This window comes from Nostoc sp. FACHB-133 (genome assembly GCF_014698055.1).
Taxonomy (GTDB): Bacteria; Cyanobacteriota; Cyanobacteriia; order Cyanobacteriales; family Nostocaceae; genus Nostoc.
Genome location: NZ_JACJSH010000005.1, coordinates 146311 through 159843 on the forward strand (window position 1 = coordinate 146311; position 13533 = coordinate 159843).

5 protein-coding genes are annotated in these 13533 nt (G+C 44.8%); all 5 read left to right on the top strand.

Annotation, left to right across the window (positions count from 1 at the left end; translation table 11 throughout):
• On the top strand, positions 1 to 5685 hold the full coding sequence (locus H6G86_RS06265; RefSeq protein WP_190933601.1) for a type I polyketide synthase: 5685 nt from the start codon (positions 1 to 3) through the stop codon (positions 5683 to 5685).
• Positions 5682 to 9875 (top strand): non-ribosomal peptide synthetase, encoded by a 4194-nt coding sequence (locus tag H6G86_RS06270; RefSeq protein WP_190933602.1) that lies wholly within the window; start codon positions 5682 to 5684, stop codon positions 9873 to 9875. The genes H6G86_RS06265 and H6G86_RS06270 overlap by 4 nt, the downstream gene beginning before the upstream one ends.
• Positions 9876 to 10129: 254 nt before the next feature.
• Entirely contained in the window at positions 10130 to 10804 is a 675-nt protein-coding gene (locus H6G86_RS06275) for a methyltransferase family protein (protein ID WP_206758426.1), read from the top strand.
• Positions 10805 to 10913: 109 nt separating this feature from the next.
• On the top strand, positions 10914 to 12230 hold the full coding sequence (locus H6G86_RS06280) for an ABC exporter membrane fusion protein (RefSeq protein WP_190933604.1): 1317 nt from the start codon (positions 10914 to 10916) through the stop codon (positions 12228 to 12230).
• Between the two features lie 95 nt (positions 12231 to 12325).
• Complete coding sequence (devC, locus tag H6G86_RS06285) at positions 12326 to 13501, top strand: ABC transporter permease DevC (protein ID WP_190933605.1); 1176 nt, start codon at positions 12326 to 12328, stop codon at positions 13499 to 13501.
• Positions 13502 to 13533: the final 32 nt, after the last annotated feature.

Here is a 13533-nt window from a genome sequence, read left to right on the forward strand (position 1 = left end):
ATGAGCAAAAGCAACGAGCGAGTTGAGGAATTATCCCCTTTAAAACGAGCTTTACTGGCATTAGAAACAATGCAAGCCAAGCTGAACCGCCTGGAATCGAAAAAGACAGAACCAATTGCGATCGTTGGGATGGGATGCCGTTTTCCTGGCGGTGTTAATAATCCTCAGAGTTTTTGGCAGTGCTTGCGCGATGGTGTGGATGCAATGCAAGAAATTCCTAGCGATCGCTGGGATTTGGAAACATACTACAATGCCAATGCTGATGCTGCTGGCAAAATGTACACTCGTCACGGTGCTTTCGTTGATGACGTTGATAAATTTGATGCTGATTTTTTCAGTATTTCTCCCAGGGAAGCCGCATTTATTGACCCGCAGCAGCGCTTGTTTTTAGAGGTATGTTGGGAAGCCCTAGAGCAGTCAGGAGAACGACCAGACCAACTAGCAGGTAGTCGTACAGGGGTATTTGTCGGTGTGATGTACGCCGATTACTCGCGGTTACAGGGTACTGTAATTGATGCCTACAGTAGTACTGGCAACAGTATGAGTGTGGTATCAGGACGGGTTTCTTACCTGCTGGGTTTGCAAGGGCCGAGTGTCACTTTGGATACAGCTTGTTCTTCTTCATTAGTGGCGGTACATCTAGCTTGTCAAAGTTTGCGCTCCGGTGAATGTAACTTGGCTTTGGCGGGTGGGGTGAGTCTGATGCTGATTCCCGACAACAACATTACCCTATGTCGCACCCGCGCTTTATCTCCTACGGGGCGTTGCAAAACCTTTGATGCTGATGCTGACGGCTTCGCGCGTGGTGAGGGATGCGGTACGATCGCTCTCAAACGTTTATCAGATGCGATCGCAGATGGCAACCCCATTTTGGCAGTGATTCGCGGTTCTGCCGTTAATCAAGATGGACGCAGCAATGGTTTGACTGCTCCCAATGGCCCGGCTCAACAGGCAGTGTTACGAGAAGCTTTAGCCAACGCCGGAGTGAAACCGTATCAAGTCAGTTATGTGGAAGCGCATGGTACAGGTACGCCTTTGGGAGACCCGATTGAGGTGAGTTCCCTAGCGGCTGTTTTGGGTGAAGGGCGATCGCCAAATCATCCTTTAGCTTTGGGTTCAGTTAAAACCAATATTGGACATTTAGAATCAGCAGCTGGTGTGGCAGGTTTAATCAAAGTTGTCTTGGCAATGCAGCATCAGCAGATTCCGCCCCACCTCCACTTCCAAAAGTTGAATCCTTACATTTCTTGGGGGAATCTGCCGATTTCGATTCCCACAGAACTTACCCCCTGGAATAGTGGCACAGAACGGCGCATTGCTGGGGTGAGTTCCTTTGGCTTTAGCGGTACAAATGCTCATGTGATACTCGAAGAAGCACCGCTTTTGTCCACAGAGCCAGCTTTAGTATCAGTAAAAGATTATCTTTTACCTCTATCTGCTAAAAATCCCGCCGCACTCTTGGATATGGTGCAAGCTTACCGAGCTTTTCTTCCAGGTAAAACTAACTTGCTGGATATTGCTTATACTACTAGTCTGCGCCGTCCTCATCACAAGCATCGCATCGCTTTGGTAGGGCAGTCTATCGAGCAATTGACAGCAGCACTTGACGCTTTTGTAGAAGACCCCAATTTAGTATCCAATCCAGATGATTTATCTGGCTTGGTTTTCGTCTTTTCTGGACAGGGGGCGCAATGGATTGGGATGGGACGGCAACTCTTAGCACAGGAGCCTGTGTTTCGAGAGACTATACAAGAGTGCGATCGCATCTTAAAATCCCTTGCTAATTGGTCGCTACTCCAAGAACTAGCAGCACCAGAGGATATTTCTCGCCTCCAAGATACTGAGGTTGCCCAACCTGCCATTTTAGCGATCCAAGTTGCCCTAACTGCCTTGTGGCGTTCTTGGGGCATTGAACCTGCGGCGGTTGTGGGTCATAGTCTCGGTGAAATCACTGCTGCTTATGTAGCAGGTGTCTTTAGTTTAGAAATAGCTTTGCGGATTGTTGTGCAACGAGCTTCCTTGATGCAGCAGGCTACAGGCAAAGGCAAAATGGCTGCAATTGGGATGCCTTGGCAAGAACTCAAACCCTTGCTAGAGGAATTTCCTGGTTTGGCGATCGCAGCTATTAATAGCCCCGCTTCTACCGTTGTTGCTGGTGATGCGACTGCTTTAGAAACTTTGTGTCAAATACTACAAGCTCAGGAAATATTCTGTCGATTGCTGCGGGTCAATTATGCCTTTCATTGTCCACAGATGCAGCCTTACAGTGAGGAATTGGTTAACCTTTTGGTAGGACTGCAACCGCAAGTTGCCCAATTACCCCTCTTCTCCACAGTTACCGGAACCAGCAGCCAAGGACAAGATTGGGATGCTGCTTATTGGGGGCGGAATATGCGATCGCCTGTCCAATTCAGTCAGGCAATTGAAAACTTGGTATATGAAGGATACACCTATTTTGTTGAGGTCAGCCCTCACCCCGTCTTATCCCAGAATATTCAAGAATGTTTGCAGCACACAGGCAAAGCTGGAATTGTCCTCGCCTCTATGCACAGAGAGCGACAAGAGCGTTATTTTTTACTCAGCGAACTAGGTCGGCTCTACACCTTGGGCTATCAACCACGATGGCAGGCTTTCTATCCAGAAAATAGAAGGTGCGTTTTACTACCGACTTATCCCTGGCAACATCAACGCTACTGGTTAGAAGGTAGCAATTCTCTACCACCAAGAAGAACATCACAACAGCCCTTATTAGGAGAAGCTTTGCCCAGTCTGGCACATCTGCCAGAAATGCGGATTTGGCAAACACAATTGGATTTGCGATCGCTTCCTTACCTCAATGATCATCGGGTACAAGGTGTGATGGTGCTACCTGGGTCAGGTTATGTAGAAATGGTATTAGCTGCTGCAACTGAGATATTTGGTGCAGGTAAACATACCCTAGAAGTTTTGCACTTTCAACAGGGTCTATTCATTCCCGAAGCAGAAACTCAGACTCTACAAATTTGCTTGCAACCAGGAAACACACCAGATACTCTCAACTTTGATTGTTACAGCCGTCCTAGTATAAACCCAGAGACAAAATGGCGGCATCATGCCAGTGGTACAGTGCGCCGGGGCGACAGGGAAATTACACCCACCATTCCCGCAACGGTGGCAGAAATTCAAGCCCGTTGTCAGGAAGTTATTTCTGGCACACAGCACTATCAACAAATGGCGGAACAGGGTTTGCTTTATGGAGCCAGCTTTCAAGGCGTAGAGCAAATCTGGCGACGCGAAGGGGAAGCCCTCGGACGCATCCATTTACCAGCATCTTTACACGCAGAAATCGCCAACTACCAAATTCATCCCGTTCTTTTGGATGCCTGTTTCCAAGTCATAGCCTTGGCGACTCCCTTAGCTAACCCCGATGCTGAGGCAGAAGGAGCTTATTTGCCAGTACGTCTAGACAAACTCCGACTTTATCAGCAACCGGATGCCACAGGTTTATGGGTACACTTGCAGTTAAAAGCTGTAGTAGAAATAGATGCCTTTGCTGCCGAGTTAGTCCTGTTCAACGACCAAGGGCAAAGAATATTAGATGCTGAATGCTTGCGTATTCAGAAACTTGATAGTCAAAGTGAAAATAATTCTAGCGATTGGTTCTATGAGATTAGCTGGGAACGGCTTTTAGAACCCAAGGACACAGCGCCAAGACGCAGCGAACAAAACCAAGGCTATTGGCTGATATTGACAGATAGGCAGGGAATTGGAGAGAATCTCAGCCAACAATTGCAGCAGCAAGGCGAAAATTGCATCTTGGTTTTTGCAGGTGAAACTTATCAAAAACAGGATTCACAGCATTATCAAATTCAGCCAAATTGTTTAGATGACTTCAAGCAACTCCTACAAACTGTTTCTAGTGAATGCTTGGGAGTAGTGCATCTGTGGAGTTTAGATATCACTCCAGCAGAATTGACTACCCTAGCTTCACTAGCTGGTGAAAATATGGGAGATCGTCCACTTAGCGATCGCAATTTGGGATGTATCAGCACACTCCATTTAGTCCAAGCATTGGCGGAAACAGGTTGGCAAAATACACCCCGTCTCTGGCTAGTTACCCGTGGCGTACAGCCTGTAGATTCGAGTCCTAGTAGTTCGCCAAGTGAACTTGGTGGGGTAAAGGGTAAAGGGGAAGGGGGAAAGGTTTCAAATCCCTTACCCCTTACCCCTTCCCCTTTCCCCAGCCATCACGCAGCATTTTGGGGTTGGCAGACTACTAGTATTGCCCAATCGCCTCTGTGGGGACTGGGACGCGTCATTGCTCAAGAACATCCAGACTGGCGTTGCTCAATGGTGGATTTAGCACCAGTGCCTAAACCATCAGAAATTGCATCACTTTTACAGCTACTACAAGCAGACGATGTGGAAAATCAAATCGCTTTGCGTGGGGATGTGTCCTACGTTGCTAGACTGAAGCGATATTTACCCAGTTATTCAGAACTACCAAACTTCCACCCCGAAGCAACATACCTCATCGCCGGAGGTCTGCGGGGTCTGGGTTTACAAGTAGCTACTTGGATGGTGGAGAGGAGAGCTAGATATTTGGCACTGATGGCGAGAAGTCAACCAACACCCGCAGCCCTAGAAGTTTTACAAACCCTGGAAACTGCTGGAGCAAAAATTAAGGTACTTCAGGCGGATATCAGTCAGGCTGAGGAAGTAGCTAGAGCGATCGCTCAATTAGACCAAGATATGCCACCATTACGGGGTGTAATTCACAGCGCTGCTGTTTTGGATGATGGCATTCTCTTACAATTAACACCAGAAAGGTTGCACAAAGTTATGCAACCCAAGATAGAAGGGGCATGGAATCTCCATACGCACACCCTCAATAAACCCCTAGATTTCTTTGTGCTGTTTTCTTCAGCTGCTTCACTGCTGGGTTCCGCCGGACAAGGAAACTATGCGGCGGCCAATGCCTTTTTAGATGGGTTAGCTCATTATCGGCAAAGCCAAAATCTGCCTGCACTCAGTATCAACTGGGGTGCGTGGGCGGAAGTAGGTTTAGCAGCAGCCCAGGCAAATCGGGGCGATCGCATGGCATCTCTGGGTTTTAGTAGCATTCCCCCACAGCAAGGCTTAGATATTTTAGGACACCTGCTAACGGATAAAACCGCACAATTAGGTGTGATTCCCATCAATTGGGCAAAAGTCTTACGTGCTAATCCAGCCGTTATCAAGATGCCTTTGTTTCAATTGCTGACAGAGGTCTTTAGTAACTCTGGAGAAACGGAGACTGACAACAGCACAAATTTCCTTTCTCGTCAAGCACTTTTAGCAACTCCATCAGATGAGCGTCAACTACTTTTAGAAACTTACTTCCACGCACAAGTGGCTAGGGTACTGCGAATGCCAGCCTCGAAACTCGATCGCCATCAGCCCCTCAACAGCCAAGGACTCGATTCTTTAGTGGCGGTGGAGTTAAAGAACACACTCAAAAACGACTTGGGCATTGATTTACCGATGATTCGCTTCATTCAAGGCCCTAGTATCGCCCAATTATCTGCACAAGTACTCACTCAAATTACACAAGAAATGTCGTCAGTATCATCTGTCCTTGTATCTCCTCCTCATCTGAGGAGCGATTCTGCTAGACCTGTTGAATTAGCCACCAGTAATCAAGAATGGGAGGATGGCGAACTATGAGCGCGAGTCAACTTCTGGATGATTTGACGCAAAATGGAGTGTATTTGTGGGCTGAAGGCGACAAACTGCGTTTCCGTGCCCCCAAAGGTGTGTTAACGGAAGAACTGCGCGATCGCTTGACTGCTCACAAGCTAGAATTGCTGGCAATGTTGCAATCGCCCGTGCCAACGGCAGAATTTACCCTAGTTCATGCTCCAGAGCAGCGTTATCAGCCATTCCCGCTCACTGACTTACAACAAGCTTATGCTTTGGGTAGTAGCAATTTTTTCGATTTGGGTAACGTGTCTGCTCATTTCTACGTAGAATTTGCCGTCACTAATCTCGACATTGAGCGATTGAATTTGGCTTGGCAACGTTTAATTGAGCGTCATGAGATGCTACGAGCGTTGATTTTACCTGATGCCCAACAGCGGATTCTCGAAACTGTGCCTCCCTTTGTTGTGGAAGTCATCGACTTACGGGGTCAAAAAGAGGTGGAGGAGCAAATAGCAGCGATGCGCCAGCAAATGAAGGATAATGGCCCGTCACTCGATAAATATCCTTTATTTGAGGTGCAGGTACAGTTATTGAATGAGGAGCGATCGCAACTCCACATCAGCATTAGTTTATTAATCTGCGATGCTTTAAGTGGTGGGTTTGTCTTCCAAGATTTGTATCAGTTTTACCTCAACCCCCAAGTACAGTTACCAGCCCTGAATCTCTCTTTCCGAGATTACATCCTGACGCTGAATCAACGCCGTCAAACAGCAGCCTACCAAAAAGCCCGTGATTACTGGTGGCCAAGGTTATCTGAAATTCCTCCAGCCCCGGAATTGCCCCTAGCCAAAAGTCCGAGTGCTATTGAAAAACCCACTTTTACCCGTTGGCAAGGACAACTAGCACCAGCAGTTTGGCAGCAATTCAAAACACGAGTCAGTCAGCTGGGACTAACACCAGCGGCTGCGATTTGTGCTGCTTATGCCACCATCCTCACCACTTGGAGCAAAAACCAAAAACTCACAGTTAACATCCTCTACTTTAACCGCGAACCACTGCATCCACAGGTGTATCAGGTTTTAGGTAACTGTAGTTCTACCCTATTATTGACAGTTGACCACACCCAAAGCGAAAGCTTCGCCGCCCAAGCCAAACGCTTACAAGAGCAGTTGTGGAGTGATTTGGAACATACTGCGGTGACTGGTGTGGAAGTATTGGGCGAACTCAATCGGATGCAAGGGGGAACTGCTAGAGCCGCAATGCCTTGTACCTTTGCCAGTGCTTTGGGTTTGGGAAACCGCGATACTCAAACTAATGCTGCGGGTGAGCAGGATTGGCAGGTAATTTGTAATGGCTTGTTGCAAACGCCTTTCGTCCTCCTCGACCACCAAATTGTTGAAGAAAACGGCGCTTTGCTCCTGAATTGGGATGCTGTAGAAGAAGCCTTTCCCTCTGGTTTAATGGCCCAAATGTTTGATGCTTACCAACTGCTGCTGCATCGTTTGGCTGAGTCAGACAATACTTGGCAAACTACCACAGAATGGTTAGTACCCGAAACACAGCTACAACAACGAGCAGCCGTCAATGCTACCAACACTACTATTCCCACCCAGTTGTTGCATGAGTTGTTTGTTGAACAGGCCACTCAACACCCACAAAAAGTAGCGATCGCTACTTCTCAATTGACTTTGACTTACGCCGAACTCGATCGCCTATCCAACTACATCGGTAGACAACTGCGAGACTTAGGCGCACATCCCAATCAGTTGGTAGCCGTAGTCATGGAAAAAGGTTGGGAGCAATTGGTCGCTATTTTGGGAATTCTCAAATCAAGTGCAGCTTACCTACCAATCGACCCCAGCCTACCCCAAGAACGTCTTAGCTGGCTGCTGGATAACGCTGAAGTAGCGATCGCCTTTACCCAACCTCGGCTAGAAGCAAATCTTAGCTTCGCCACTCAAGTCAAATGGCTAACAATTGATGACTCAACCCTGGTACAAGCCTCTACCAGTCAACCTTTAACATCAATACAAACCCCAAAAGATTTAGCTTACGTCATCTACACCTCTGGCTCAACTGGCACACCCAAAGGTGTCACCATTGACCATCTCGGTGCAGCTAACACCATCCTCGATATCAATCAACGGTTTGGCGTGACAGCAGAGGATCGGGTATTTGCCATTTCTTCCTTGAGTTTCGACTTGTCAGTGTATGACATCTTCGGAACGCTCGCAGCTGGTGGTACAATTATCATGCCCGATGCTCAAGGCAGCCGCGATCCGGCGCATTGGCTGGATGTTCTCCAACGGGAGCAGGTGACAGTCTGGAACTCTGCACCAGCGTTAATGAAATTGTTAGTCGAATATGCAGGCGATCGCTGCGATCGCTTACCATCTTCCCTACGGTTGGTGATGATGAGTGGCGATTGGATTCCGGTAACTCTACCGGAGCAAATTCACTCCTTGGGTAACGATGTCCAAGTAATCAGTTTGGGAGGAGCCACGGAAGCTTCCATTTGGTCAATTTTCTATCCTATCGAAACAATTGACCCTAGTTGGACTAGCATCCCCTACGGTAAACCCCTGAGTAACCAAAGCTTCCACATCCTTGATGAAGCCTTGCAACCCCGTCCTGATTGGGTTCCGGGACAAATTTACATCGGTGGTATCGGTTTAGCTCAGGGATATTGGCGAGATGCAGCCAAGACCCAAGCCAGCTTTATTCAGCATCCCCGGACGGGAGAGCGTCTTTACCGCACGGGGGACTTGGGGCGCTATCTGCCGGATGGTAACATCGAGTTTTTAGGAAGAATTGATTTTCAGGTTAAAATTCGCGGTTATCGGATAGAAATAGGCGAAATTGAAACTGTCTTGCAGCAAAACCCAGCCATCCGTTCTGTTGCTGTTTCAGCCGTTGGCAAACAACGAGATGAGAAGCAACTGGTAGCTTATATCGTTTTTGAGCAGGAACAATCAATTACTTCAGTAGAATTACGTAACTACCTCCAGCAGAAGTTACCAGAATACATGATTCCCTCAATGTTCATGTTTATGGACAGCTTGCCCTTGTCATCCAACGGTAAAGTCGATCGCCGTGCTTTACCTGACCCAGAACAAAGTCAAGCAGATTTAGGCGCAATTGTCGCACCCAGAGACAGCTTAGAGTTACAACTTGTACAAATTTGGCAAGAAATCTTGAACTTGCCGGAGGTAGGTATTACTAATAATTTCTTTGAACTGGGTGGAACTTCTATTCAAGCTGTGCGCTTGATGACGCAAATTCACAAACTCTTTGCTCAGAATTTACCCTTGTCTACGTTGTTCCAAGGCGGGACTGTTGAGCATTTAGCGCGGACTCTGCGGGAATCGTCAGATAGTTCAGTGCCTTGGTCGCCTTTAGTCAGTATCCAGCCCTCTGGTTCTCAACTGCCTTTCTTCTGCGTTCATCCGGCTGGCGGTAATGTGCTTTGCTATATGGATCTCTCCCGTCGCTTGGGTGTAGATCAGCCGTTCTACGGTCTCCAGGCTGTGGGGATGGATGGAGAACAACCACCATTTACCACTATCGAAGATATGGCGGCTTATTATATTGCAGCTATCCGCACCGTTCAACCACAAGGGCCATACTCTATCGGTGGCTGGTCTTTCGGGGGAATTGCAGCCTTAGAAATTGCCCAGCAATTGCGCCAGCAAGGTGAAGAAGTCAATATGCTGGTACTTATCGACTGTCCCGCACCCTTATCTGGCGAAGATTTGGACGAAGCCACCTTAGCAGCTTGGTTTATCCAAGATTTAGAAGGTCGATTTGATGTTGATGCTACTAGATTGCAGCAGTTGCAGCAGCTAGATACCGCACAACAATTGAACTACATCCTAGAACAAGCCAGACTACTGCACTTAGTTCCCCCAGATGCCGGAGTTGAACAAGTCAACTACTTGTTCGAGGTGTTCAAATGCAATATGCGAGCGATCGAATCCTACACACCTCGTCCCTACGAGGGGCTAACAACACTGCTGCGAGCAGAAAATCAACCACCAGAAAATCCCACCAACCCAGCTTTAGATTGGCACAAATTACTCACCAATTTAGAAGTGCGTTGGATTCCAGGCAACCACTACACGATGGTCAGAGAACCAGATGTGCAAACATTGGCAACCCAATTGAGGGCTTGTCTGGCAGTTATGAACAACTGGCAGCCAGGAAGATACAACTAACCCTATCAATTTCTCTGTGTCCTCTGCGTCTCTGTGGTTTAAAAACTCTTTTTTTAAACAAAGAGGCACGGAGAACCCAGAGACTAGTAGTTCGCCAAGTGTACTTGGCGGGGTAAAGGGTAAGGGGGAAAGGGTTTAAATCCCTTAACCTTTCCCCTTTCCCCAGTCCTCACAAGCGCATTTTTGGGTTGGCAGACTACTAGAAAGTTATTTGACAGAACTCACGTTACTTTAGGAGTTAACTTGTGGAACTAATGACACAATTTCAGTTTGCAGTGGCTTTCCCAGAACAACTACCACAAGTAGATGTCAAAGCCATTCTCTGCTTGGTTCATTCACTGTATTGGCTATTAATTGTCAATGCATCCATTATTAGACGGCGCAAACTCAATAACCCAGAGTCATTTGTTGACACCTCCACAAAAGAACCAGTTGCTAGTGAGTCATCCATCACTCCTCAAGGCCCGCCAGCACTATTTCTCACCAGTGCTACCTACGGGATCTTTTACATTTTGCTAGCAATTTGGTGGGCAAATCCCGATGCGCTAGGATTTTTTGTATTTCAACCGACTTTTCCGATTCAAGCTCTAGGAATTGCTATTCTTGGTTTGGCATTAATTGTGAAAGTATGGTCTTTTTGGGTTTTTCGCAGTTGGCGATTATTTCCCCACATCGATCCCGGTCATCAACTTGTGACCAAAGGGCCTTATAGTTTTGTCAGACATCCACTTTACTTCGCTTTTCAACTTCTGTTTTTTGGCTCGTTTTTAATTGTTCCAAAACTAGGATTTTTACTGCAAGTAATTGCTAATTTTTTAGCTCATGATTTTCGCTGCCGAGTTGAAGAAAAAATCTTGCTGCAAGCTTTTGATAATGCATACGAGGCATATAAAAAACGCACTCGTCGTTTATTGCCTTGGGTGTATTAATCGAACGTGAAAATACAGAGATATATTTGTAAAAAACAGCTTTTACAGATATATCTCTTACCTAAATACCACTTTTGTAAAAGTAGATTTTAGAGATTTAGTTTAAATTATGAAATATCAATTTTTTGCCAAACCTGTAGACTGGAGATTTGTTGTAATTTTAGGCGCTGCGGCTTTAGCTACTTGTGCTACTTCGTTTTATTTAGTTTTAAATAATCAACTAGAAAATCAAAAGCGATCGCAACAGGCTATTGCAGCTAATAATAAAATTCAAGCAAGTCCCAGTGCGGTTGCTGCTAGAGGATATCTAGAGCCTAAAGGAGAAGTAATTAAGCTATCTGCTCCTACTTCTATACAAGGTGAAGGTGTACGAGTTGCAAAGCTACTTGTCAAACAAGGAGACAAGGTAAAAACAGGTCAAGTAGTGGCAATTCTGGATAACCAAGAACGTTTGCAAGCAGCTTTGGAACAGGCAAAAACCGAAGTTAATGTTGCTCAAGCTAAACTAGAACAGACTAAAGCAGGCGCGAAAACAGGAGATATTAACGCTCAAACGGCAAAATATCAACAAACAAGAGCAGAATTAGAAGGTCAACTCACAATTCAAAGGGCAACTATTGCCAATTTAGCAGCTCAGTTACAAGGAGAAAAGAATTCTCAAGCCGCAACCATTAAGAGGATTCAAGCTGAATTGCGATATGCTCAAACTGAATGCGATCGCTATAATTCTTTGTATCAAAAAGGAGTAGTTTCAGCTTCTCAACGAGATAGCACTTGTCTACAAAACAATACTACTCAAGAACAACTTGCAGAAGCCGAATCTAATTTACAGAAAATTATTAGTACTAGAACAGAACAAGTCAAAGAAGCACAAGCTAATTTCAATCGCACATTAGTAACCTTAAAAAAGGAAGTTGAAGAAGCCAAAGCAACTCTAAATGCCACAACAGAAGTCCGCCCTGTAGATGTCAGTGTGGCAGAATCAGAGCTAGGAAATGCCCAGGCTGCTGTGAAAAAATCTCAAGCAGATTTAAATTTGGCTTATGTGCGATCGCCTAAAAATGGACAAGTTTTAAAAATTCACACATGGGCTGGTGAAGTTATTAGCAATGATGGAATTATTGAGTTAGGTCAAACAGAACAAATGTACGCGATTGCAGAAGTTTATGAAACCGATATTAGTAAAGTTCGTCTTGGTCAACAAGCAACTGTTACCAGTGGTGGATTAATCGAAGAACTTAAAGGCAATGTCGATGAAGTTGGTTTAAAAGTTGGCGTTTTAAATGCTTTAGGAACCGATCCTGTTGCAGATGCAGATACTAGAGTTGTCGAAGTAAAAATTCGTCTGTCTCCACAAGATAGCCGAAAAGTTGCTAACCTCACTAATTTAGAAGTCAACGTCATGATTAATACTGAATCACCATAAAATTGACAAAGTTTTTATCTCTCAATATCCAACTAATAAACATAAAAATCTCATTATTAGCTATTTTTACCCTGTTCTAAATTGGAAATCTAAATATGATATTTCTCAAAAAAATACCAGTAGCTTGGTTGCAACTTAGATATCAGAAAGCCAGATTAATTATTGCTTTATTAGGAGTAGTATTTGCTGTAGTAATTGTCTTCATCCAACTAGGGATTCGAGATGCTTTATTTGATAGTGCTGTTCGTTTGCACAAAGGTTTGCAAGGGGATTGTTTTTTGATTAGTCCTCGCTCTACAGCTTTAATTGCTATGGAAAGTTTTCCGGAGCGACGTTTATCTCAGTCTCTAGCATTTCCAGAAGTTAATTATGTCGCACCGATATATTTAGGCTTTGGTCAATGGAAAAATCCTGAAACTAAAGACTATTGGCGGAATATATTTGTGATTGGTTTTGATATTCGCTATCAGGTCGTAGATTTTGCTGGAGTTGAGGAAAATATCAACAAACTAAAAATTCCAAATGTGGTTTTATTTGACCGCAGTTCTCGCGCTGAATTCGGGCCTGTGGTTGCAGATTTTGAGCAAAAAGGTAATGTAGAAACAGAAATTGGTAATCGTTCTTCAAATCGCCGGGTTAAAGTAGCTGGACTATTTAATCTAGGTACATCTTTTGGTTCTGATGGAAATTTAGTCACCAGTCATCTTAACTTCTTAAGGATTTTTAGCTCTCGTTATAAAGGATTAATTGATATTGGTTTAATCAAATTAAAACCAGGATATGATATCCAAGAGTTTACAGAAAAATTAAAAACCTTTTTACCTAAAGATGTAAAAGTATTATCAAAAGAACAATTTATTGCTTTTGAAAAAAATTACTGGCAAACTAGTACAGCTATTGGATTTATTTTTAACTTAGGGGTAGGATTGGGAATTGTTGTCGGTATTGTAGTCGTATATCAAATTCTCTATACCAACGTTTCTGAACATTTACCCCAATATGCCACTTTAAAAGCAATTGGTTATCAACAAAGATACCTTTTATCTATAGTTTTACAGCAAGCATTATTAATTGCAATTTTAGGCTACATACCGGGTTTTTTAATTTCTATAATTCAGTATGAATTTGCTAAAAAAGCTACACTTCTACCTATTGTAATGACAATAGATAGAGCTGGTTTTGTGCTGATAGCAACTGTCATTATGTGTTTTGTTTCGGGTGCAACAGCTGTGAGAAAACTCAAACAAGCAGATCCGGCTGATATTTTTTAGTAGAGATGTAGCATTGCAACATCTCTACGGGA

Excerpts from the sequence above, each read along its gene's own strand:
- H6G86_RS06265 (WP_190933601.1), top strand. The coding sequence starts at position 1 with ATGAGCAAAAGCAACGAGCGAGTTGAGGAATTATCCCCTTTAAAACGA.
- H6G86_RS06270 (WP_190933602.1), top strand. The coding sequence starts at position 5,682 with ATGAGCGCGAGTCAACTTCTGGATGATTTGACGCAAAATGGAGTGTAT.
- H6G86_RS06275 (WP_206758426.1), top strand. The coding sequence starts at position 10,130 with ATGACACAATTTCAGTTTGCAGTGGCTTTCCCAGAACAACTACCACAA.
- H6G86_RS06280 (WP_190933604.1), top strand. The coding sequence starts at position 10,914 with ATGAAATATCAATTTTTTGCCAAACCTGTAGACTGGAGATTTGTTGTA.
- devC (WP_190933605.1), top strand. The coding sequence starts at position 12,326 with ATGATATTTCTCAAAAAAATACCAGTAGCTTGGTTGCAACTTAGATAT.